The 24,230-nt window shown below is 43.0% G+C and carries 20 protein-coding genes; 7 read left to right on the forward strand and 13 right to left on the reverse strand.

Translation table 11 applies throughout. The features are described from left to right. Nucleotides 1-8: 8 nt before the first annotated feature. Together EXM22_RS06125 and EXM22_RS06130 are read right to left on the reverse strand one after the other, a co-directional pair. Complete coding sequence (locus tag EXM22_RS06125) at nucleotides 9-2,141, reverse strand: Tex family protein (RefSeq protein ID WP_149485664.1); 2,133 nt, start codon at nucleotides 2,139-2,141, stop codon at nucleotides 9-11. Between the two features lie 65 nt (nucleotides 2,142-2,206). Continuing rightward, nucleotides 2,207-2,632: a hypothetical protein gene (locus EXM22_RS06130; protein WP_149485665.1), complete on the reverse strand. Its 426-nt coding sequence runs from the start codon at nucleotides 2,630-2,632 to the stop codon at nucleotides 2,207-2,209. Between the two features lie 195 nt (nucleotides 2,633-2,827). Here EXM22_RS06130 and EXM22_RS06135 point away from each other — a divergent pair, with 195 nt between their 5' ends. The 4 genes from EXM22_RS06135 to EXM22_RS06150 all read left to right on the forward strand — a co-directional run bounded on the left by EXM22_RS06135 (nucleotide 2,828) and on the right by EXM22_RS06150 (nucleotide 7,499). Continuing rightward, on the forward strand, nucleotides 2,828-3,874 hold the full coding sequence (locus EXM22_RS06135) for a BMP family lipoprotein (RefSeq protein WP_149485666.1): 1,047 nt from the start codon (nucleotides 2,828-2,830) through the stop codon (nucleotides 3,872-3,874). Nucleotides 3,875-3,976: 102 nt separating this feature from the next. Then, complete coding sequence (locus EXM22_RS06140) at nucleotides 3,977-5,470, forward strand: ABC transporter ATP-binding protein (RefSeq protein ID WP_149487941.1); 1,494 nt, start codon at nucleotides 3,977-3,979, stop codon at nucleotides 5,468-5,470. Continuing rightward, on the forward strand, nucleotides 5,467-6,570 hold the full coding sequence (locus tag EXM22_RS06145; protein WP_149485667.1) for an ABC transporter permease: 1,104 nt from the start codon (nucleotides 5,467-5,469) through the stop codon (nucleotides 6,568-6,570). Before EXM22_RS06140 ends, EXM22_RS06145 begins: the two co-directional genes overlap by 4 nt. Then, nucleotides 6,570-7,499, forward strand: coding sequence for an ABC transporter permease (locus tag EXM22_RS06150; RefSeq protein WP_149485668.1), 930 nt, complete (start codon nucleotides 6,570-6,572; stop codon nucleotides 7,497-7,499). The genes EXM22_RS06145 and EXM22_RS06150 overlap by 1 nt, the downstream gene beginning before the upstream one ends. 62 nt (nucleotides 7,500-7,561) lie before the next feature. Here EXM22_RS06150 and EXM22_RS06155 read toward each other — a convergent pair whose 3' ends face one another. From EXM22_RS06155 to EXM22_RS06180, 6 genes are all read right to left on the reverse strand, one after another. Continuing rightward, the gene (locus tag EXM22_RS06155; RefSeq protein WP_149485669.1) at nucleotides 7,562-7,948 is read right to left on the reverse strand and encodes a pyridoxamine 5'-phosphate oxidase family protein; all 387 of its coding nucleotides are present in this window, start codon (nucleotides 7,946-7,948) and stop codon (nucleotides 7,562-7,564) included. A gap of 85 nt (nucleotides 7,949-8,033) precedes the next feature. Further along, nucleotides 8,034-9,191 carry a uroporphyrinogen decarboxylase family protein gene (locus EXM22_RS06160; protein WP_168203378.1) on the reverse strand — a complete coding sequence of 386 codons (1,158 nt, stop codon included), beginning with the start codon at nucleotides 9,189-9,191 and terminating at the stop codon, nucleotides 8,034-8,036. Further along, complete coding sequence (locus EXM22_RS06165; RefSeq protein ID WP_149485671.1) at nucleotides 9,188-10,366, reverse strand: phosphopentomutase; 1,179 nt, start codon at nucleotides 10,364-10,366, stop codon at nucleotides 9,188-9,190. The genes EXM22_RS06160 and EXM22_RS06165 overlap by 4 nt, the downstream gene beginning before the upstream one ends. Further along, entirely contained in the window at nucleotides 10,341-11,015 is a 675-nt protein-coding gene (deoC, locus tag EXM22_RS06170) for a deoxyribose-phosphate aldolase (protein ID WP_149485672.1), read from the reverse strand. The genes EXM22_RS06165 and deoC overlap by 26 nt, the downstream gene beginning before the upstream one ends. A 49-nt stretch (nucleotides 11,016-11,064) precedes the next feature. Beyond that, nucleotides 11,065-12,273: an L-serine ammonia-lyase, iron-sulfur-dependent, subunit alpha gene (locus EXM22_RS06175; protein WP_149485673.1), complete on the reverse strand. Its 1,209-nt coding sequence runs from the start codon at nucleotides 12,271-12,273 to the stop codon at nucleotides 11,065-11,067. Nucleotide 12,274: 1 nt separating this feature from the next. After that, the gene (locus EXM22_RS06180; protein ID WP_149485674.1) at nucleotides 12,275-13,399 is read right to left on the reverse strand and encodes a thymidine kinase; all 1,125 of its coding nucleotides are present in this window, start codon (nucleotides 13,397-13,399) and stop codon (nucleotides 12,275-12,277) included. 253 nt (nucleotides 13,400-13,652) lie between these two features. On the opposite strand from EXM22_RS06180, the gene EXM22_RS06185 reads away from it, so the two are divergent. Beyond that, nucleotides 13,653-16,166, forward strand: coding sequence for an ankyrin repeat domain-containing protein (locus tag EXM22_RS06185; protein WP_168203379.1), 2,514 nt, complete (start codon nucleotides 13,653-13,655; stop codon nucleotides 16,164-16,166). 54 nt (nucleotides 16,167-16,220) lie between these two features. Here EXM22_RS06185 and udk read toward each other — a convergent pair whose 3' ends face one another. Continuing rightward, on the reverse strand, nucleotides 16,221-16,835 hold the full coding sequence (udk, locus tag EXM22_RS06190) for a uridine kinase (RefSeq protein WP_149485676.1): 615 nt from the start codon (nucleotides 16,833-16,835) through the stop codon (nucleotides 16,221-16,223). Between the two features lie 19 nt (nucleotides 16,836-16,854). Further along, nucleotides 16,855-17,661 (reverse strand): hypothetical protein, encoded by an 807-nt coding sequence (locus tag EXM22_RS06195; protein WP_149485677.1) that lies wholly within the window; start codon nucleotides 17,659-17,661, stop codon nucleotides 16,855-16,857. A gap of 175 nt (nucleotides 17,662-17,836) precedes the next feature. On the opposite strand from EXM22_RS06195, the gene EXM22_RS06200 reads away from it, so the two are divergent. After that, nucleotides 17,837-19,717: an ABC-F family ATP-binding cassette domain-containing protein gene (locus tag EXM22_RS06200; protein ID WP_149485678.1), complete on the forward strand. Its 1,881-nt coding sequence runs from the start codon at nucleotides 17,837-17,839 to the stop codon at nucleotides 19,715-19,717. A 21-nt stretch (nucleotides 19,718-19,738) separates the two neighbouring features. On the opposite strand, the gene EXM22_RS06205 is transcribed toward EXM22_RS06200, so the two are convergent. Genes EXM22_RS06205 through EXM22_RS06215 form a run of 3 tightly spaced genes read right to left on the reverse strand, consistent with a single transcriptional unit; the run spans nucleotide 19,739 to nucleotide 22,987 of the window. Further along, nucleotides 19,739-20,971 carry a D-alanyl-D-alanine carboxypeptidase family protein gene (locus tag EXM22_RS06205; protein WP_149485679.1) on the reverse strand — a complete coding sequence of 411 codons (1,233 nt, stop codon included), beginning with the start codon at nucleotides 20,969-20,971 and terminating at the stop codon, nucleotides 19,739-19,741. An 18-nt stretch (nucleotides 20,972-20,989) separates the two neighbouring features. After that, nucleotides 20,990-22,282 carry a M18 family aminopeptidase gene (locus EXM22_RS06210; RefSeq protein ID WP_149485680.1) on the reverse strand — a complete coding sequence of 431 codons (1,293 nt, stop codon included), beginning with the start codon at nucleotides 22,280-22,282 and terminating at the stop codon, nucleotides 20,990-20,992. A gap of 3 nt (nucleotides 22,283-22,285) precedes the next feature. After that, nucleotides 22,286-22,987 carry a Bax inhibitor-1/YccA family protein gene (locus EXM22_RS06215; protein WP_149485681.1) on the reverse strand — a complete coding sequence of 234 codons (702 nt, stop codon included), beginning with the start codon at nucleotides 22,985-22,987 and terminating at the stop codon, nucleotides 22,286-22,288. 179 nt (nucleotides 22,988-23,166) lie between these two features. On the opposite strand from EXM22_RS06215, the gene EXM22_RS06220 reads away from it, so the two are divergent. Beyond that, on the forward strand, nucleotides 23,167-24,183 hold the full coding sequence (locus EXM22_RS06220) for an ABC transporter substrate-binding protein (protein ID WP_210411559.1): 1,017 nt from the start codon (nucleotides 23,167-23,169) through the stop codon (nucleotides 24,181-24,183). Nucleotides 24,184-24,230 lie beyond the last annotated feature (47 nt).

Raw genomic sequence — 24,230 nt, forward strand, 5'->3', positions numbered from 1 at the left:
TGCGGGACTCAGTCCCTATTAATACCTTTGATTGAACAGGATATCCGTTTTCTATCAAGGTCCACTTCAAGAATGCGAACCATCAATTTCTGAGAAACTTTTACCACTTCAGATGGATTTGAAATATAGTGATCTGCCATCTGACTGATATGGATCAGACCATCCTGATGCACCCCAAGATCAACAAAAGCACCGAAGGCTGTGACATTAGTTATGACACCAGGAAGGATCATCTCTTCTTTCAAATCATCAATGGTGTGAACATCTTCGGAAAATTCAAAGTTCTTGAAATCTTCCCTGGGATCACGTCCCGGCTGCTCCAGCTCCTTTATAATATCCCTGATGGTTTCTACACCACGATTTTCTGATGTCAGCTCGCCCAATGAGAGTGATTTTAATATTTTAGGATCTGCAATCAATTCAGAAAGACTCTTATTCACTCGGGAACAAAGCGAATCTACAAAAGCGTACTGCTCTGGATGGATGGCCGTATTATCCAGAGGATTCTTTGAATCCTTGATTCTTAAGAACCCGGAGGCCTGTTCAAAACATTTCTGACCGACACCCTTCACTTTCTTAATTTCTTCCCTTGATTTAAAGGGACCATGTTCATCTCTATATGCCACAATGGCAGCGGCTGTTTTTGATGTCAAACCTGAAACATAGGACAGCAATTTTTCACTGGCCGTATTCAACTCGATTCCTACAGAGTTCACACAGTGCATAACCACTTCATCCAGGGCCGTAGACAATGACTTTTGATTGACATCGTGCTGATATTGGCCGACTCCAATGGAAGAAGGGTCAAGTTTGACAAGCTCAGCCAATGGATCCATGAGACGACGACCTATAGAAACGGCTCCCCGGACGGTAAGATCATAATCTGGGAATTCTTTTCGGGCAATCTCCGAAGCAGAATATATGGAGGCCCCGCTCTCGTTTACAAGTACAACAGGAATGGATTTGAGACAGCTCAGACTATTGCAGAATTTCTGAGCTTCCCTGCCTCCCGTTCCGTTCCCGACGGCCACAGCCTCAATATTGTATTTTTTTACGAGTTTGCTGATCGTCTCTTCAGCCTGTACTGTTTTATTATGTGGGGCCAGGGGGTAAATGACTCCATCAGAGAGGAGTTGTCCTTGAGGACTGAGGCAGACGATTTTACATCCTGTTCTGAGTCCCGGATCAAGGGCAAGGGTTGCCTTCTGCCCCAAGGGAGACTCCATCAAAAGCACCTTCAGATTTTCGGCAAAGACTCTGATGGCTTCATTGTCGGCCGCCTCTTTCAGTCTTTTTCGATTCTCCGATTCCAATGAAGGGGCTAAAAGCCTCTTATAGCAGTCTTTTTCCACGGCCTGAACAAAATCTGTCCAGTATGTACTTTTTACAGGACTAATCTCATCTAAGGCCTTCAGAGCTTTTTCCGGATCGGGACGGACCTTCAGTTTTAAAAAGCCCTCATCAGCAGCTCTGTACATGGCCAAAATACGATGAGAAGGAGCATGAGCAGAGGGTTCCTCACGATCAAAATAGTCTCTATATTTTTGTCCTTCCTCTTCTTTACCTTTGACTGGTTTTGTTTGAAGAATAGATGAGACAGTGAAAACGGTTCGTAGCTTTTTTCTTACAAGCAGATCTTCGTTTAGTCTATCCGCTAAAATATCAGAGGCTCCCTGCAAAGCCTCTTCCCAGCTTTGAACTTGCCCCTCTTTTCCATAAAAATCTTCCTGCTTAATATCACTAGGTGAACAATTTTTGAGGATCATTTCTGCTAAGGGCTCCAGGCCTCGCTCCTGAGCAATCATTCCCCTAGTTTTTTTTCTGGGTTTGAATGGAAGATACAAGTCTTCCAGGATGGATATCTCAGTGGTTCTTTCAATGGACTGACGCAGAACATCAGTGAGCTTTCCCTGAGAATCAATGGATTTTAAGACTGCTATTTTTCTCTTCTCAAGTTCTTTGAGAGATTCAGCTGATTTTAATATGGAGGAAATTTGGACCTCATCGAGGTTCCCCGTCCTTTCCTTTCTATACCGTGCCATAAAAGGTACGGTTGCCCCTTCTTCTGCCATAGTCAGAACATTATTTATAATTCCTTCGGGCAAAGAATACTTCCGTGCGATTTCTTTTGTTATAGTCATGTTGACAGTATAAATGGATATAAGAAAAGATCAATGTTTATGCTTCACAAGACACAAGAATGGGATTAGTCCCGGACTCTTGTGATTCTAAGCTCATCACTCTCTAGGCTCAGTTTTACAATTTCGCTCCAGCGGCTTGTATCACTATCGAAATGAGATCTAATTCTTATATAAACTACATCTGATTTAAGTTCAAACAGAGTTAAAAATGTTTCTTTTGTTGTCCAGTTTTGACGGGAGTCTGTAAACTGAAGATCAAAAGCAGACTGAATCTCATAAGATCGTACCGATCGACTCCCTTCCCACTTTAAAATATAGGGAAGTTTCGCCATGGGAGAATCAATAATTATTTTAGGACGGCTCATGTAAAATTCATCTTCAAAGAGGATATTCTGATCTTCTGACGTATCAGTTGAACGACAATTTGACAGACTGATACAAGCTAAAATGAGAAGAATCAATTTATTGTTTTTATATACATATTTCATCATGTTGTTTATTAAAAAGTGCTTCCAAAAACTAATTTTGAACAAATATAAAGAATGTGAAGACAACTGTAAAGGGATGTCTATACATTCCTGTATGAAAGGAGCAAATCAAGGGCGTTTTAGGAAATAAACTTGACACTTAACCGTTTGAAAAGTAACCTTGAATTAAGAATTCAATGATGTTCTTAAGGAGAATGTATGAAAAAAATTACGATTCTTTCAGCAGTTATTTTTTCACTATTATTAGTGGGATGTAATAAGCAGAAAGCTGAAACAGCAGCTGCCCCTATGGAAGAAAAAGCCGCAGAAAAAGTAGCCGTTACCATGGTAACAGATGTCGGTGGTGTCAACGATCAGTCATTTAACCAGTCTGCATGGGAAGGATTGCAGAGAGCAGAAAAAGAACTTGGCTTGAAAGTATCTTATAAGGAATCAAAACAGAATGCAGACTATATGCCCAATATGGAAAGTGCTCTTGATGATGATAACGACCTAATCTGGGCTATCGGATTTATGATGGCTGATGCCATTCTGGAAGCAGCACAAAATAATCCAGATCAGAAATACGCCATCATCGATAGCGCCTTTGAAGATTCCCCTTCCAATCTTGTTGGAGTTGTTTTTAAAGCATACGAAGCTTCTTACCTCGTAGGTTATATTGCCGGAAGAATGACAGAAACAGGAAAAGTCGGATTCATCGGTGGTATCAAGTTTTTCCTCATTGAAGAGTTTGAATACGGTTTTAAAGCCGGTGTAAAACAGGCTGGTGCCGATATTGAAGTATTAACACAATATGCAGAGTCTTTTACAGACGCTGCTAAGGGTAAGAGCATTGCCAACAGCATGTATCAGCAGGGTGCAGATATTATCTTCCACGCGGCAGGTGGCGTTGGTAACGGTTTAATAGAAGCAGCCAAAGAACAGGGAAAATGGGCAATTGGCGTCGATAGAGATCAGAATGATCTGGCTCCTGATAATGTCCTGACTTCTGCTATGAAAAGAGTCGATAACGGAATGTACAATCTATCTAAAGAACTTGCTGAAGGTAATTTCCCCGGCGGATCAACCGTTGCATACGGATTGGCCGAAGGCGGTGTAGGCATTGCCCCCACCAGCTCTAAGCATGTTCCTGCTGAGATCCTTGAAGAAGTAAAACAGCTGGAAGATATGATTATTGCAGGTGATTTTGTAGTACCCAATACTGCAGATACTGTAGCCGCTTATTCTGTTGTTAATTTAAAATAATCAGTTTAAAATAAATCATAATGGCCCTGCTTCTGGCAGGGTCAAGTTCTTTCTGGAGGGAAGTCTTTGAATAATTTTGATTTCGACCAGATAGCCGTTGAGATGAGAGGGATCACACAAAAATTTGGATCTCTTGTTGCCAATGATAATATAGATCTGACTGTTCACAAGGGAGAGGTACATGCCTTGCTTGGTGAAAATGGTGCAGGCAAGACAACCTTGGTGAATTCTTTATACGGTCTCTATCATCCCACATCAGGTGAAATATTCATAAATGGCAAGAAAGTCGTTATGGATAATCCCAATATTGCCATCCAGAATGGTATAGGCATGGTTCATCAGCACTTTATGCTGATCAAACCATTTTCAGTTGTTGAGAATATCATTCTTGGAAAAGAAACACACAAACATGGAATTCTGGATATGGCAAAGGCGACAAAGGATGTCATTGCCCTATCTGAAAAATACGGATTGACTGTTGATCCCCATGCAGCAATCCAGGATATAACAGTGGGCATGCAGCAGCGTGTTGAAATTCTGAAGACGCTCTACAGAGGTGCTGATATCCTGATTCTTGATGAACCCACCGCTGTTTTGACACCCCATGAAATCATCGATTTGATACAGATAATTGACAATCTCACAGAACAGGGAAAAACAGTTATTATCATTACACATAAGCTTAAAGAGATCAAAGAAGTTGCCGATTTCTGCACCATCATCAGACGGGGCAAGAAAGTGGATACAGTCAAGGTAGAAGATGTGAGCGAAAGCGACCTGGCTTCCATGATGGTAGGACGCGAAGTCTCTTTCAAGGTCAGTAAAATCGACTCGACTCCCAGGGATACAGTTTTAGACGTCAAGAATCTTCATGTATTAGATAATAGAAAGATACCCTCTGTTCGAGGTTTAAATCTCAAGGTAAGAAAAGGCGAAATCCTTGGTATTGCCGGTGTGGATGGAAACGGCCAGAATGAACTGGTAGAAGCATTAACTGGTATTCGTAAGTCCGAATCTGGGGAAATCCTTGTAAACGGGATCAACACCATTGGACTCTCTCCCAGAGAGATACTGAATCATAAAGTGTCTACAATTCCCCAGGACAGACAAAAACGCGGACTTATTTTGGAGTATTCAGTTGCGGAGAATATCATAATTGAAAACTATAAAAAATCTCCATTTTCATCCCGTGGATGGCTTGATTTCAAGTCCATCAATGAATATGCACGCAAACTTGTGAAGAATTTTGATATTCGCCCTGATGACGAAACCTATAAAGCAGGAGATCTTTCAGGGGGCAATCAGCAGAAAGTCATCATTGCCCGGGAGATATCCAACAATCCCGATCTCCTTATAGCAGTTCAACCTACGAGAGGACTGGATGTCGGAGCCATTGAATATGTTCATAAGGCTCTTGTAGCTCAAAGAGACAATGGTAAGGCTGTTCTTCTCATCTCATTGGAACTGGATGAAGTCATCAATGTGTCTGACAGAATTGCTGTCATTTATGAAGGAGAGATTGTAGGTGAAATGGATTCCAAGGGTGCCGATGAAAATGAAATTAGTCTGTTGATGGCGGGAGGAAAAAAATCATGAAGAAAAAAATGACAGACTCCCCCCTGGGACTCACTCTGATTTCGGTATTTTTAGGACTCTTGGTGGGAGCCCTGATCCTCTTGATCATTGGATATAACCCCATTGAGGCCTATAAAGTAATCCTGATGGGAATATTCAGCTCCCCCCGCTATATTTCCTGGACAGTCATTTATGCCACCCCCATCATTTTAACGGGTCTTTCTGTTGCCTTTGCCTTTAAAACCGGCTTATTCAACATTGGTGCAGAAGGTCAGTTTATCATCGGGGCTCTCACAGCGGCTCTGGCAGGATATTACGTCCCCATGCCGGCTCTATTACACATTCCATTTGTTCTCCTATGTTCACTCACGGCAGGCGCCCTCTGGGGAGGTATAGCCGGATATCTTAAGGCTAGATATGGAGTCAATGAAGTCATATCCACCATCATGCTCAATTGGATAGCCCTGTATCTGAATAATTATATTGTCCTCAATGACAAGATCAAAAGACCAGGATCTGAAGCCACCAATAAGATTTTAGATTCAGCTAAGATCATATTTTTTGACACATGGAAAAAGAGTTCTGAAGGCATTGAATTCAGAAAAGCCCACCCCTTCTGGGGTGATATTTTCAGGACACCTGCCAATGCGGGATTTTTGATAGCCATTCTTGCGGCATTGATCATATGGATTATTCTAAAAAAGACAACCCTGGGGTACAGCCTTAAAGCCGTTGGATTCAACAAGGATGCAGCTGAGTTCGGTGGCATCAATATCAAGGCCAGTATGATCAATTCTATGGCCATTGCCGGAGCCCTCTCAGGTCTGGCCGGAGCCGTCCAGATCATGGGATTCACAAGAGAAGCATCGGCTCTCTCTGCCATGGAAGGATTTGGTTTCGAAGGCATTTCAGTCTCCCTTATCGGGGCTGTCCATCCCATAGGCTGCGTGCTCTCGGGCCTTCTCTATGGTGCTCTCAAATATGGCGGTTCAAAGATTCAGCCGGCCATTGGAGCTCCTTATGAAATAATCAATATCATCATGGGTACAATTGTGCTGTTTATTTCCATGCCCAAACTGATACGGATGATGAAACTCAAAAAACAAAAGGAGAGGATCTGATGATATTGGAAAGTATTGCTTTTCTTTTGGGAACGACCTTGATGTATGCCACTCCCCTGATCTACACATCTCTCGGGGGAACAATCTCAGAAAATTCCGGAGTGATTAACATCGGTTTAGAGGGCATCATGTTTATGGGAGCCTTTATCGGTGCTGGAATAGGTTACTATACTCATAGCGGATGGATAGGCTTTTTGGCTGCCGGTATTGTCGGAGGATTATTCGGCCTCATTCACGCCATAGCCTGTATCAGCTTCACAGCCGACCAGGTTGTTTCGGGTATTGCCATCAATTTTCTTGGGCCAGGATTTGCCCTTCTTCTCAGCCGGCTGATGTTTGATGGAGCGGCTATGACCCTTCCCCTGCCTCTGGATGAAAAGATATCCCGTCCTTTAAATGGTTTATTCCAGCAAAATTCATTCTTTGATATGATTTTAAATCGCTACTCCACCGTTTACCTCGCCTTTTTACTGGTTTTAGTAGTCTGGTTTGTACTCTATAAAACTCGTTTGGGACTGCGCATTCGTTCCGTGGGTGAACATCCGGAAGCAGCGGCGACATTGGGTATTAATGTCTATAAAATTAGATACATGTCTGTCATTGCCTCCGGTGTATTTGCCGGTTTCGGCGGTGCTGCCGTCAGTGTAGCCATAGTGTCCCAGTTTAGAATTACCCTGATCTCAGGACAGGGGTTTATCGCCTTAGCCGCCATGATCTTTGGTAAATGGAAACCTCAGGGTGCTATGTGGGCCTGTCTTCTATTTGGGCTGGCTCAGGCAATTGTCGTTTTTATGCCCAGAACGGGATTGGATGTCTCCTCCCAGTTGTTGAGCATGCTCCCCTATATTCTCACAATGGTTCTATTAGTTTTATTTGTTGGAAAATCTGTAGCACCTACAGCAGACGGTAAGATTTACGAGAAACTCTGATAAGATCTATTTCCTAAAAAAACCCCTCTATAAGGGGTTTTTTTATTACCAAATTATTGATTTCAGGCCAGTTTTTCGGCACCAGCATAAACTTCCTGTACCGAGACATAGAAAGCGGCTTTTGGTGTCATCTGAGGATGCTGTATATGAACCCATTCCACGACATCATCATATTTCTTACCCTTTGTAACACATTCAACCTTTCCTTTGATCTGGTAGGCCTTATTGGTATCTTTATCCAGGACAGTAAAGGAGATAAAAGGATTGGAATTTAGATTTTTCCTTGTCTTATCAAACTTATTGTCTGCAATGACGACGGTTTCATCATCAAGGATTTTCAAATATGTAATATAGATCAAATTGGGAACACCATCTGCACTGGCTGTGGCAATATTGTAAGGCAATGTTTTTTTGATTGCCTCCTGAACTTCTGAGGATAACTTGGCCATATCTTACTCCTTTTTATCTTATATGACACATATTAAACCTCATTTAGGAATATTGACAAGTGCATATGCACATTTAGTTTTCAGATTAATGACAACTCCGTGAGGCTGAAAAAAAGGAAAGTATATTTCTTAAAGGGATATCAGCCTGCATATAATGAGCGGAAGTACAGATATACCCACCGCCGGTTCCCAAGGTTCTACACAAAGATTTAACTTCTTCCTTCACCTCATCCACACTGCCATAGGGTAGAGTTTTCTGAAGGTCTCCCCCCCCGTGAAAAGCGAGAGTATCCCCAAAGGTTTTCTTAATATAGGCCATATCCATTCCCTTCGCAGCTGGTTGAAGAGGATTGAGTACATCAATATGCATCTCATCTCTCAAGGCTTCTACAAGGGGCAGGATGGCACCACAGGAGTGGTAAATCAGCTTCACATCGTACTCTTTAATAACCTTGTTCAGCTTTTGATGAAAGGGAAGTATATACTGTCTCCACATATCAGGAGACATAAGAAGTCCATCCTGGGTGGCCACATCATCATAGGTATAAACCATGTCTATGAGACCTTCATTTTTGGACATAAGATTTTTGAAATTAGATATAAATATTTCGGTATAACAGTCCATGATGGCACAGACGACTTCGGGCTTTTCATATAGGGCAATCAAAAAATTATCCAGTCCAAAAACCCCCCAGGCAGTTTCAAATATACCGCCAATATCATAGCGGATATGCCTAGGTTCCTGGCTATTAGCCTCTTTGACTTCTTTCCCAATACTGTTCCAGTCCCAGTACTCACTCCTGGGCCATTTGTCCCATTGTTCTACCTGTGCTACGGAACTGACCTCTGCCAAAGGAAAGCCAGCATATTCTTCATACTGTGAATACTCGTTAGTCACAATCTTGCGTAGACTACCCCATACATTATAAAACCGGCCGTCCTCTAGAACTTCCAGTTCAGGTCCGCAATACTGGGGAGACACAATCCGGCAATCAACACCGAGAAGATCCAGAACATCGTTTTTTTTCGTGAAAGAGAAAAACTCAAACAATTTATCCCAGGTTTCAGGAACACCCCAGAAATCAAAGGGAACACGATCTGGCTCCTGATGATTTAGAGAAAGAGAGACACGCTGATGAGAATTCATTCCTGATGAATTCTCATCCATATATTTCTTACTAAAAAACTCTTTCACAGCCTGAGGGTTTAATTCTGTTTCTTTCAGTAAATTTTCTATATTCATTTGAATGAACATCCTTTTCTCATGGGCGGTACAGAAAAATAAGAACATAGAGATGCAGAGAGGTCTGCAAAACTCTCTCTTATCCCTAGAGAATACACCTCCCCTCCCTTTTCATACCAGAGAACAGGAACATGTTCACGAGTATGATCGGTCCCTTGAAAAGAAGGATCACATCCGTGATCTCCTGTGATTATAAGAACATCTCCCTTAGCCATAAGGTCTATAAAACGGGGGATTCTGGCATCTATGGAAGAAACCGCATCGGCGTATCCTTTTATGTCTCGTCTGTGCCCAAAAATCATATCTGTATCAACGAGATTAACAAATACAAATTCATTCTTTTCGGCAGCTACGCCTAATATTTCTTCTGTTCTTTTGAGGCAGGCAGGATTTCCTGCATCATGAAAGCTTTCATCAATGCCGGACTCGTTGAATATGGAACCGATTTTACCGACAGCCACGGTTTTTACTGAATTCTTCTGAAGATGATCGAGGAGAGAATCCTCTGGCAGTGCAATGGAGTAATCATGGCGTTCTTTTGTTCTGAAAAACCCACCGACAGGGCCATCAAAAGGGCGGGCAATGACACGACCTACCGCGAGAGGATCGCAGAGTTCTCTCCCAATCTCGCACATCTTATACAACTCTTCTATGGTATATTTTTCCATATGACAGGCTATCTGAAACACTGAATCTGCAGAAGTATAGCAGATGGGAAATCCTGTTTTCAGGTGTTCTTCTCCCAACTCTTCAATGATCTCTGTCCCGCTGGCGGCCTTATTCCCAAGGATACCCCCACAGCCTGTTCTGGATACAAATTCTTTCACCAGGGAGTCAGGAAAAGAGGGAAAGTCCTTAGGGAATTGACTGAATGCCTTATCCAAAACGATACCAGCCATCTCCCAATGACCCGTCGTTGTATCCTTTCCTGGGGACGTCTCTTTCATGACACCGAAGGAAGCCTCTGGAGAGGGAACAGATTCACATCCGGGGAGAGGATTCCCCAAGAGTTCTGATGCATTTCCCAATCCCATGGCTTTCATGGTTGGCCAGAGAGGTTGATTCATATGCTCACAGATATGTAGTGCCGTATTTGATCCAACATCTCCATAGGCTCGGGCGTCCGGAAGCTCACCCATACCAAAACTGTCAATAACCAGTACTGTTGCCCGCATCTGACTCTCCTTCAATGATTGCAATTCCAGCGCTCGCTCCCAACCGGTCTGCTCCGGCACTGATCATGGCCAATGCTGTTGCTCTGTCTCTGATACCTCCTGCCGCCTTCACCTGAAGATTCGGCACAGTCTTCTTCATAAGGGCAACATCGTCGACAGTCGCACCTCCAGATCCAAACCCAGTGGAGGTCTTAACAAAATCTGCCCCGGCTTCTTCACACAGAAGGCAAGCCTGGCGTATTTCATCCTTTGTGAGATAACAATTTTCCAGAATAACCTTAACTAAAGCCTCTCCCGATGCATCCACAACGGCCTTTATATCTGATCGGACATAATCCAGATTCCCCGTTTTCATCTGTCCTATATTGAGAACCATATCGATCTCAAGGGCTCCGTCTTTGACGGCCTGGGCGCATTCTGCCGCTTTGATCGATGTCTGACAGGCTCCCAGAGGAAAGCCAACCACGACACAGGGTGCCACAGTGCTCCCCTTGAGCTGCTGGGCAACCAGCGCAGTATGACAACTATTAACGCAAACCGAGGCAAAATCGTATTTCAAAGCCTCTTTACAAATTTTTATGACATCTTGGGGCGTGGCGGCGGCCTTCAAGATGGTGTGATCAATGTATTTCGACAGTTTCTTTTCCATGCTATGTCCTCTTTGTTTCTATAGTTTTATTTTAAGTTGAAATCAGACTTCATTCCATCTTATTTTCATCATAGATGGTGGCCAGTCCTCCCAATGAAGTTTCTCTATAACTGCTCATCAAGTCTCTACCTGTCTGGGTCATTGTCGTGATGGCTTCATCAAAAGTAACCTTATGGGAACCATCACTGATTATAGCATATTCGGCATTGGCAATGGCTCTGCTCGCTCCCATGACATTTCGTTCGATACAGGGTATTTGTACGAGTCCCTTAATGGGATCACAGGTGAGTCCCAAATGGTGCTCCAGTGCCATTTCGGCTGCATACTCAATCTGACGTGGAGTACCTCCCATAAGCTGCGCCGCCGCACCGGCTGCCATGGAGCAGGCGACTCCGACCTCCCCCTGGCACCCCACCTCGGCTCCAGAGATAGATCCGTTGGTTCTAACAACATTACCGAGAATACCCGCAGTAGCCAGGGCTCTAATCAAATCTGTTTCACTCAGACCAAAAGATTCTTTCATGGATCTAAGCACCGCAGGGAGCACACCGCTGGCTCCACAAGTAGGAGCAGTCACAACCACACCGCCACTGGCATTGGTTTCCGAAACAGCCAAAGCATAGGAAAACAGTCTGGCAGAAGTGGAGAGAGGCTCTGCCAGCATGGCAGCTCTCTTACGGTAGGTGCAGGATTTGCGGCTGAGATAAAGACCTCCGGGAAGGACCCCTTCATCGGATAATCCTTCATCGATAGACCGCATCATATCCTTAAGAACCTCGCTCAGAAACTCACGGATACCTTTGCCTTCATTCATAAAAACATATTCCCAAAGGGTTAGTCCATGTTTATTGACATGCTTTAGAATCTTAGACATGGAACTATGGGTATAAACCTCTGTAGCTTCTTCATTACCTATGCCGGAGGTCCTAATGATACCACCACCAATGCTGTACCCTTCCCATTGCCCCAAAAGCTCTTTGTCCTTAAAGGCTTCCATCTTCATTCCATTGGGATGTTCGGGCATTAGGTTGTCAGGGAACCAAAGGATTTCAACATTATGAGGAGCCAGGGTATCCTGAATAATCTGATCGGTGAGATGTCCTCTGCCGGTGGCTGCAAGACTACCAAAAAGGCTCACTCGATAGAGATCTGCACCGGGATAGTTGATCAAAAAAGCCGCAGCAGCCTTCTGAGGGCCCATGGTATGACTGCTGGAGGGACCGTTTCCGGTCTTAAACAATGTCCTTATAGAATCCATACTACCACCTTATAGTGCGGCCATTGTCGCTCAGCCTATTCATTAAATACTCCCTATCCAGATTCAATTCCATGACAAAGGTTCTAAAAAGATCACTGCTGATTAGATTTTCTTCCACAAACAGATAAAGGAGGGCTTTCTCAGCCAAACAAGGGACTTTTAGGGCATTCATAATCACCTGTGAATGACTAAAACCGTCCTCCTGTTCTGCCAGGACACTCTTGTATAATTCTGATTCCCTTATATCATTTGTCAAGAGCTTCAACTCTTTCATTAGTGGGTCCGTATTCCCCTTGGCCGCTTCTTCACCTAGGGGTTTGAGAGTAAAATATGTGTACACCTTTCCGGGAAGGAAATGATGGTGATCACAGCGGGTACAATAATTGGGCTCTCTGGGATCTTCTTTTTTCATATCTCCTCCGATAATGATCAGAGGGTCAAAGTAGAGAGCTGGACACTCCTGACCAGCCACTGAATAATATCTATAGGTGTAAAAGCTGTCTTGAATACAGTCGGCATGTTCGCAGTAGGCCGTCAGAGGATAAACATCCGTGGCGGTTTCAATCAAAAGCCGGGCAGTGGAATTAAAGATGTCTCTTCTGAAATTGAGGATAAGCGTAGGGTAAACAAAGACCAGTCCCTTTGATTCAGATGCGTATTTGATCACATAGGCCATTCGTTCATCGAAGAAGGACGCTTCATCTATGATCCAGGTTCCCATCTGGGGGAAATCTGCCAACAACTGCTCCAGATCAAAGGAATTACTGATTTTGGCAATATTATTTCCCAAACGTTCATAACCGCCCCGGTAAGCCAGTGCATCTTCGGGATACTCTTCAAAACGTTTTTCATCTAGAGCAGACCGGACAAAAAACACATTGCGTCTGTCTGCTACACCAGTTCTGGTCAATTCAGCCACAATATCAGACTTCTCGAGGGTCACTCTGGCATCCCGCCAGATTTTAGCCGAATATTCGGTTTTTCCCGAACCCATGGGACCAATGACGAGGATGCGTCTTCCCGATTTTGTAAAGTCAAAATGTCCATTGGATTGATGTACCCTGATTTCAGGAAATCCAAGGCTTTTTAAGAAATCTCCCGAATCATATCCCATTTTAGCACTCATAGATTTTGCCCCATTTCGATACCAATCATCCGCCTAAAAGGCCTCTTTTAATGAATATACCATGTATTAAAACTGTCCTGTGAAGTGAAAACAGGAGCAGGGAGATGAATATTACCACTCTCCCTCCTCACAATGCAATCATTTCATCAAGAATCATGGCTAAAACTGAAAAAACAGTTGATCAGCTCTTAAATTCGATTTCACAACAGCCGATCATACTATAAGGACAAATATGAAACTAAGAAGGAAGACAATGAATAAGAGATATGGATTTTTCGGATTATCCCTGATTTTGAGCCTGCTTATTTCCTCCTGTGGGACAATGCCTCAGGAAGAAATAAATAAACCGAATACCGATGAAGAGTTGGTGAAAACTGAAGACAGTCTTCATTCTCTTGTCCAAAATAGCAACACAGTAGGATTAGAAGAACTCTTTAAGATAAACGTTGATGTGAATGAAAGAGATGATAAGGGTCGCACAGCCCTTCATATTGCTGCCTCTGCAGGAAATACGAAAATAGTACAACTTCTTCTCCTTCAAAAAGCCGATCCCGACAGCCGTGATAACAATGGAAAAACTCCGCTTCACCTAGCCGTGGCAGCTGGACACATAGAGACGGCGTCCGTCCTCGTAGATGGAAAAGCCAATATTTTTGTAGAAGACCAGCAGCAAATCACTGCTGTTGAAGCCGGTTTTGATCAATTGCCAATGTTAAAAGCTCTCACACGAGAGAGTAACGTGAATCAGGGAATGGTTAAAATAGGGACTCTTCTTCATCTGGCGGCATCCAAGGGCAACACAGAGGCTGCCAGACACTTGATCAACCTGAAAACAGATCCGAATGTGAAGAATACGGCTGGGAAACTGGCTCTGGATATTGCATTGGAGGATAGAAACAGCCTCGAAAGAGCACGGATTGCTTCACTCCTGATAAAATCCGGCTCCTTCAGAGCCCAGGATGAAATCTATGATTATTTTTATACATTAAATACTCAGAAGGACATTAATTTACGCTTTGATTTTGGACAGACAGCCCTCCATATGGCCGCTGAAAAAGGCCATGAAGGGATTGTAAGATTTCTGTTGGCAGAAGGAGCTGATCTGAACAGTCGTGACAAACCCGGCAATACCCCACTACACAGTGCTGTGAGAGGAGGATATAAGAACATCGTTTCTCTCATCCTCTCATCAGGAGCCGATGTGAATGCTAGCGATTATAATAGCAACATTCCTCTTCATATGGCTCTGACTCTTGATTCAAATATTGAAATTCTAAAAATGCTCCTGTCTGCCGGAGCTGATTACAATGCTAAAAACAGCTTTGGAAACACACCCCTTCACCTGACGGTGACATTGAATAGAAATAAAATTGCCGCAGAGACCCTTCTCCAATACGGGGCTGAACTTGAAAACAGAAATAAGAATGGTAACACAGCACTTATGGAGGCTGTGGATAGAAATAATTCCGAGATAGCTCTGCTCCTCCTGCAAAGGGGATCAGACATTTTTGCCAGAAACAGACAAAATCAGACTCCCTTGAGCCTGAGTCTGACAAAGGGAGTCTCCACACTAAGCTGGTTTATAAACCAAAGTAATATCAATGCTCAGGATAACGAGGGGAATTCTCCTCTTCACATGGCTGTCATGATCAATGTAAGTGATGATGTGATCCGCTTTCTCCTCGAGAATGGTGCGGCTATAGACAGCCGTAATTTTTCAGGTGAAACACCCTTGCATCTGGCTGTAGAAAAAGAGATGCTCACCCTCACTGAGGCTTTTCTGATAAAGGGTGGAGATTTCTACATTGAGAATAACAATGGTGAAACAGCTCTATCTCTGGCTTTTGAAAAAGGACCGGATTTTGTCGATCAGTTCCTCATTGATGCGGTTCTTGAAAAAGAGGATAGTCTCAAATACACCCCCTTGTTTCATGCGGTTCTCTGGGAAAAACCCTCCATTGTTTCAGTACTCTTAGACAAGGGAGCTGATATCAATAAAAAGAGTTTGATTGGATCCACAGCTCTCCATGAGGCTGTAAAAACCGGATCTTTGGAAATTTCGAGGATTCTGTTACGTTCCAATGCGGATGTAAATGCTACAGACAATATTGGGAATACACCCTTACATGAAATAGTGAACTGGAACTCCTTGAGTCTTGCAGAGCTATTGATCTCGTCAGGGGCGGAAATCGACAAAAAGAATCTTGAAGGCCGGACTCCGTTCTATGAAGCCGTAGTCAAGGGTGACTTTGAAATGTGCAGTTTTCTGATCAAAAACGGGGCCGATAAGGACAGCCGTGACAACAGTGGAAAAACGGCCTTATTTGAAACAATTATAAACAAAAATAGGTCTCTTATGGAGCTATTAATCAGCCAGGGATGCTCAATCCAAAAAAGAGACAATCAGGGAAATACAGCTCTACATGCCGCGGTCATTGTCGACAATACTCCAGCCATTGAGTATTTGTTTAGTTTAAATGCAGATATTTTTGCAACGAATAAACAGAATGCTTCCCCATTGTCTCTTGTTTTGAGAAAGGGCAATGAAGCCGTTAAGTCTTTTATGACTACCGAGAATATCAATTCCATGGACAATAACGGAAATACCCCTCTCCATATAGGAGCCTCCATTAAAGTCCCTGTGAGCACTTTGCAGGTTCTAATTGATAAGGGAGCCGATTTAGAGGCAAGGAATAACCTGGGACAACGCCCCTATGACAAGGCCGTTGAAGTCAAATATGATGCGGCTCTCGATATTTTAAACTAATCCTATTTCATATAAAAAAATCCCCGGTGTTCCGGGGATTTTTTTATATGGAAGTCAATTTCCCACAATATCTTTCATAAAGGCCGCTAGAACCTGGAGAGCATTCATATTCATTCCTCCCTCGGGGATAATGATGTCGGCATAGCTCTTGGTAGGTTCAATGAACTCAAAATGTCCGGGACGGACAACGTCCATATACTGTTTGATAACCGATTCCTGCGTCCTACCCCGTTCATTTACATCCCGCTGAAGCCTCCTGATAAAACGAATGTCATCGGGGGTGTCTACAAAGATTTTTAAATCCATCAAATTACGAATTGTCTGTTCATAAAAGACCATGATCCCTTCGAAAATAATGACCTTCTTAGGATGCACCTCAATGGTTTCTTCCAGTCTGCAGTGATGCACAAAGTCATATTGAGGCATCTGAATAGTCCTTCCCGCTTTAAGATCGGACAGATGTTTTGTCATCAGGTCACGATCGAAGGCATTTGGATGATCAAAGTTAAATTCGGTGATATTGCTGTTATTGATAAACTCAGCAGATTTGTAATAATTGTCCTGAGGAATAAATACAAAGTCTTGAATAGACTCTGAGATTTTCCGGACGATTGTCGTCTTTCCAGAACCGGATCCTCCGGAAATACCAATAATTTTTGGTGTATCCATTTTATTCCTCCCGGGAAAATTATTCCTGACTATCTTGTTTGACTTCGTCAATTTTCATCTCAAGATCTGCCAGTTTCACCTGCATAGCCTGAATGCTCTTTTCAATCCTTTTCTTTTGAGACTCAAGACGTTTGACAGTCATCACAGGTTCGGGCTTCTCCTTCCTGATCGTTTGTTTGACCATATCCTGACTCTGTCCTTCTATAAAGGCTTTTTCTAGTTCTTTCCGTTTTTGTGGTTCCTTCACTCCGGCTATGATCTTCATATTTTCAAATCCGATTTCAGGATTCACATCCATGGCATATACTTTCATGATAGATTTGGCTGAGTTCCTATTCATTCCGAGGGCTCTATCCACATAATCTTCAAAAATAGCATGATTCTGCTGGCAAAGATCGAGAGCCTGAATTAGAAGCTTCCCAAAGTCTTTCATGACTTTTCCATTCACAGAGAGAAACTTCTCTTTAATTTCTGTAGTCAAATTCATAAACCGGGAGTCCTCTTCAAAGACGTTAATGTAAATTCCCAACTCTTCGGCTTTTTTAAGGAGTCTATGAAAAATATCCCAGAAAAGGACTGTATGGGACCTCATGGTGACTTCACCTTCATGCTGGGTAAACTGCACATGGTGAGCGAACTCATGAATGGCCGTATATACAAGAGCATTATCATCAGTGAAATTCTTGTTGTGAATAATAATCTCTTTTTTTTCAGGATGATATAAACCATCCACTTTTTTGCTTTCCTTACCTGAAAAGATTAAATCAAAGTCTGCAACTTCACTGTCAATCTGAAGCAGTTTTTCTTTTACCTGTTCCTGATTCATCTATTATGGCCTGCCTGTTCAAAGTGTTTTGTTAAGTTTGTCAATTTAATTTCAAGAGCGCATCATCCTTGATTAAAATGACAAGAGGTATAGTGATTTCAACTGTAATGCCTAGCCGAAGATTTGTCCATATGCCTATGACTTTTCAGACACTCTATGCTAAGATCCTCACTGTATGAACCTAATATCCATTGATAAAATAGTAATCAGCAAGGGTGGAAAAACCCTCTTAAACGGATGCTCATTCGGAATCGATTCTGATGACAGAATAGCATTGATAGGTACCAACGGCTGTGGAAAGTCTTCACTTATACGTGTACTGACTGGAGAGGAAACACCCGATGAGGGGACTGTTTCCAGAAACAATATCCTTTATATCAGTCAAGTTGATCAGCAACCAGATTTCCTCCCTGATGAAAGGGTCCTTGATTTTGTTTTCAGAGATCCCACTATGCAGATGAAGCTTATTCGTGAATATGAAGAATGCAGCCAATTACTCGAATCCGGAAGCAGTGACGAGGCCCTTCTAAACCGTTTTCATACTCTCACAGAAGAGATGGGGAAATGGTCCTGCTGGGAATTGGAAAGCAGGGTAAAATCCCTTCTTTCCGAACTTAAGATTGATGATTTCCATGCCCCCATGAGCTCACTCTCTGGAGGGATGGTCAAGAAAACCGCATTGGTGAGAGCCCTCTGTCAGGATTTTTCTCTCCTGATACTGGATGAACCTACAAACCACCTGGATATACCCACCATAGAATGGCTACAGGAGTATCTCAAAAAGCTGGATAAAGCCTTCCTTTTGGTCACTCATGACCGATACTTCATGGAAAATATATGCAACAGGATTCTAGAAATTGATGATCAGAATGTTTTTCAATACAAGGGAAATTATTCCAGGTATTTAGATCAGAAGGCCTTACGTCAAAATATTGAAAACAGAAGTCAGGCCCGTATTGAGTCGATACTGAGACAGGAACTTAAATGGATCAGCCGCGGTCCTAGGGCAAGAGCCGGCAAGGATAAGAAAAGAACAGCCAACTACTACAATCTTATGGAGCAGAAGAACAATGATGAACTGTCTTCTGCGGAGTTCAGCTCATCCTTCAGACGTCTGGGTAAAAAGATTTTGCACCTAAAACAGATTGCCTTTTCCTATGGTGATAAAGAGATCATAAAACCCTTTACATACCAGTTTCGAAGAGGAGAAAGGATTGGTTTAATAGGACCGAACGGCTCTGGTAAAACAACTCTGCTGAACCTGATAAGCGGCGTTCTTCAACCCGATTCCGGGAGTGTGGACAAAGGCATCAACACGCATATCGGATATTTTGATCAAACTGGAAGTGTCTTGAAGAGCGAGATGAAAGTCATGGACTATCTCAATGAATTTGCCGAAAAAGTGACCCTCTCAGATGGAAGCACATTGACTCCATCTCAATTATTAGACCGATTTCTTTTTCCAAAGTCTCTATATTATACGGCTCTTGGTGATATATCAGGGGGAGAACGGAGGAGACTGTACCTTATTCGTATACTACTGAGTAACCCTAACTTCCTGCTCTTTGATGAGCCGACCAACGACCTGGATTTACAAACTCTCACTCTGCTCGAAGATTATTTAATGGATTTTCCAGGTTGTCTGATGCTTGTATCCCATGACAGATACTTTCTGGACAGAGTGACAGATTTTCAGTTTGTCTTTGACAGAAAAGGCAATATTCATGGCTTTACAGGAAATTACAGCGAGTATAAATCACTGATTGAAGAAGAAGTAAAACAATCAGAAAAAGCATCCAATCATAAGGAAAAAGAATCTCAGGTTAATCATAGAACCAAAAAACTCAGCTTCAAGGAAAAACAGGAATTTGAATCTATGGAGGACAAGATTCTGGAACTGGAATCAAAAATAGCCGATCAGGAACTCCTTTTTGCCGCTCCAGATTTTAATCCGGAAGAATCGGCCCAGCTGACCCGTGTCTATGAATCCTTAAAATCAGAATTAGAGACCCTATACAGTCGTTGGGAAGAGCTATCATCCCTGGCCGAAGCTTAGTAGGGATTTAGGCCATCATCCTCAGGATGAACGCTTCTCCCACCATCTGATTAAAGAGTCTCTCACCCGTTGATATATGGACCCTTCTTCCACATCATGAGATATCTGAACATCAGAAGACCCCAAAAAGGTACCTTCTAAATAGTAATCGACCCTCCCAATGCCTGTTCCGGCAGAGATGGGTGCCTTAAGATCATCATTGATGTGTATCTGAGAGTACACAGAATTCATTTCATCCTTTCTCATCATGACAGCAGGGCCCTCGCTAACCTGTGGCTGGATATATTCGTCACGGCTGAACCAGACTCTCAGATTCTGAAGTTCTGGGGCTTTGGGAAATTGAGGATAGAACTCGTTGAAACCGTAGTCCAAAAGGAGTTCAGTTTCGTCCGCTCTTCTTCTGATTCCCTGGTAATAACTCTCACTATGTATCCCCATGATAACGGCAATAAGACGCTGCCCTCCCCGGAAGGCTGTCCCCGTGAAATTAAAACCCGACTCATCGATATAACCGGTTTTTAAACCATCAAGACCTTCATATTTTCCAAGAAGAATATTTGTATTCAACTTTTTACGGGGCACCTGGATACGGAAATCGACATTATCAGGCAAATTTTCAGGAAGGGGGTAGACTATAAACTGGAGGGAATGGAGCTCTACAAGGGCTTCGGGATATTCTTGTATATAGGCACGGCCCAGGCTAGCAAAATCCAACGGACTGACAGCATCAAATTCACTCCATCCATCGGGATCGACAAATCTCGTATTTTTGAGTCCCAGCTCTCTAGCTTTAGCATTCATTTTATCAACAAAGGCCTCTTTTCCAGGTCCAAGAATATGAGCCAGGGCGTAGGCTGCATCATTGCCCGAAGCCACAGCCAACCCTTTCATTAAGTCCAGAACTGTAACTTGTTGTCCCTCTTCCAGGAGCATGAGAGATGAAAAGGGTGGTCTAGAAAAGGATGATCCTGCTTCATCAATTGTAATTAGATCCTCTTTATGTATTCGTCCTTCCTCTAGGGCCTCATAGGTTAAAAAGAGAGTCATAACCTTTGTCATGGAAGCCGGGGGTATGACTTGATTCCCATTCTTTTCAAAAAGAATCCGTCCCGTATTGAAGTCCATCAAAACCGCGGCTTGAGCAGTTAATTCCTGTTCTAAGTCCTCTTGAGCCTTCGAGTCTGCAAAGAGCATAGATGTCATAAAGGAAAACCCGATAATGAACAGATAAATGCTTATTTTCTTAAAAATCATGATTCTCCCTATGCATATTTAAGTTTCGGAATAATGTGTTTCAAATGCACGAATCATATAGCAGTGATCATTTACTCCGGCCGTCTCACGGATACTGTGCATACTCCATAGGGGATTCCCCACATCAACGGCGGGGATACCCAGACGGGCAGCGGTCAATGGTCCCAGAGTTTTTCCGGTGGGACGATCTGATCTGTTAATGTACATTTGATAGGGAACATCTGCTTTTTCGCAAATCATTTTAAAAATAGATGATGTTTCCCCCGTAGAGGCATAATTCCAGCCTGCATTTTTCTTAATAGCCGGTCCCCCGTTTATCTGTGGTGTAAAATCTTCATCATATAGATCTGAAAAATTGGGATGAACGCCATGAGCTGCATCTGCAGAAATGATAAAGGAGGAAGAACACAGGACCATGAACTGTTCTCGATTCCCACCAGCGGCTAGGACAATACGTTCCAGGACTTGCTCCAGAAATGAAGAATCCGCTCCATGGGGTGTTTTACTACCAGTTTCTTCATTATCAAAAAGAGCCGCAACTGCTATGCCCTTCTGACCTTTTGTACTTATAAGTGCCTCAACAGAGGCATGGCACATAGCCAGATTGTCAATCCTTCCCGAGGAGAAAAACTCCTGTTTCCAGGATGTGAGAGACGCTTCTTGCGTGTCATAGAGAACCAAATCGGTATCAAGGATATCCTTGACATTGAGATTTAAATCCTGAGCAATCAAATCATAGAAAGACTCCACCTTATGAGCACCATTCTCTCTCCTGCTACTTTGTATAATGCAGTTTAAATGATTTTGTGCATTATAGACAAAGCCTTTGTTGGCTGTCTTATTCAGGTGGATGGGTGGATTGGGAATCAGAACCTTCCGTTCCGGATTTCTATACAAGAGAGAGCCAACACTCCCCTCTTTTTTAAAGAGGACTCTTCCGGCAATAGCCAGATCCCGATCCAGCCATGTCGAAAAAATTGGCCCCCCCATCACTTCGACCCCCATGGTTAGCATTCCGGATTTATCATTCAAAACACCTTCCTTCAATCTGAAGGTAGGACTGTCTGTATGGGCTGTGACAATTCTGAAACAGCCCCCTGTCAAATCTAGATCCCCTGTGTGAAAAGCAATGAGAGAACTGCTGTTTCGCACTATATAATAGCCACGTTGCGGCTTCAGTTCCCAATTGGTCGACTCATCCAGCGAGGTAAAACCGGCTTCTTCAAGTTTTTTTACCGTCTCTGCCGTACCATGATAGGCTGTGGGAGATGAATTCAGAAAATCCAGGAGAGATTTGACAGTCTGATCCATTTATTAGTCCCTTCTTCCCATGAGTCTGAGAATAAAGAGAAACATATTTATAAAATCCAGATAGAGGATGAGAGCTCCCAATATGGAGAGTTTGACAAATTGTCCTTCATCTACGGAATAAGACATACTGCGGCTCATATTCTTAATTTTTTGAGTATCATAGGCCGTCAATCCTGTAAAAAGAAGAACACCCACATAGGAGATAAGATAGGACATACCGCTGCTTCTAAGAAACATATTAATCAGCGAAGCAATAATCAATCCTACGAGTCCCATCATCAAATAATGTCCCCAGCCGGAAAGATCTTTTTTTGTAGTGACTGCCCAGATACTCATTGCCCCAAAAAGAGCCGCCGTGGAAACAAAGGCATTTGTGATGGTTCCCAGGTTATACATCAGAAAAATCGAAGACATGTTGATGCCGTTCAAACTGGCATAGACCCCAAAGGTCGTAATGGCTGCGCCAACGGTCATGGTATTGATCTTGCTTGAGAGCCTAAACACGAGGACAAGTTGTGCAATAATGAGGCCGAACATGAGGATCGGGTTAGTAAACACGATTCTGTAAAGACCGGTCACGAGGAAAGCCCTGGCGACAATAGCTGTAAGAAAAAGGCCTGCAGTCATCCATAGATAAACATTTTTTAATATTGTTCGATCCTGAGCTGTCTGTCGGCTGCCGGCACCGGTAAAAGTCTGGTTCATATTGATCTCCTGTATCTTTAATAATGCTTTTGTAATTCTAAATACAATATAATAAAAGAAACACAATTACCAAAGGAAAGCAACAAATTGAATTGAATTTTCTGAAGTATTGACAGAGTATTCAAAAAAGAGAATAATGGTCAAGTGTTTCTATCTATAAGAACATCAGGAGAAAAGAAATGAAAAAAATTATGATGCTGTTCCTTTGCGTTTTCAGTCTATCCACATTTACATTTGCCTCTGGCCAGACCGAATCCGTCACATCATCTCAAGACGAGATGGCAAAACCAATTAAAATCGGAATCACAAAGATTGTCGCTCATCCAGCACTAGATGCACTGGAACAAGGGGCCATGGAAGTCATTCTTGAAAGCTATCCAGATGCTCAGTTTGACCTGCAGAATGCCAACGGAGATATGAATACAGCCTCTTCTATAGCCCAGAAGTTTAAGGCCGACAAGGTAGATCTGGCCATTGGGATTGCAACACCAACGGCTCAGGCCCTGGCAAATACTCTTAAAACAACACCGGTTCTTTACAGTGCGGTCACAGATCCTGTTGATGCAGGCCTGGTCGACAGCTATGACAAGGGAGGAGCCTATATTACAGGGATTTCCGACATGACTCCTGTAAAAGATCAGATTGCCCTTCTAGCCTCTCTGACAGAAATAAAAACACTGGGGCATATCTACACCAGCAGCGAAGCCAATGCGGTGAGACTGGCAGAAATGGCTAAAGAGGCCTGTGAAGAACTGGGAATAGAGTTTGTTGAAACGACAGTAACCAATTCTGCCGAAGTCAAGCAGGCTGTTCTGTCAATTATAGGAAAAGTAGACGGGATCTATATCAGTACGGATAACACAGTTGTTTCTGCCCTGTCCGCAGTATCAGATGTGACAACAAGAGCCGGAATACCCATTATGTCTGCCGATCCCAGTTCTGCTGAAGAAAATCAGATACTCATTGCCTGGGGATTTGATTACTATAAAATGGGACAAGCCGCCGGCCGTATGGCTGTAGAAGTTCTGGGAGGAAAGAAAACAGCCGATATTCCCACTGGTTTTATGACAAGTGTAGAAGACATCGACCTAATGATCAATCTTGATCTTGCAGCGGAACTTGGAATTACCATACCTGCTGATCTTCAAGAAAAAGCAGCGACTCTGGTTAAAAACGGAGAAATCATCAAGCAATAAGCTTGCAATAAACTGCAATTTTCATCAAAAATAGAGGGTCTGCTCCT

The organism is Oceanispirochaeta crateris (assembly GCF_008329965.1).
In the GTDB taxonomy this organism is placed as follows: Bacteria; Spirochaetota; Spirochaetia; order DSM-2461; family DSM-2461; genus Oceanispirochaeta; species Oceanispirochaeta crateris.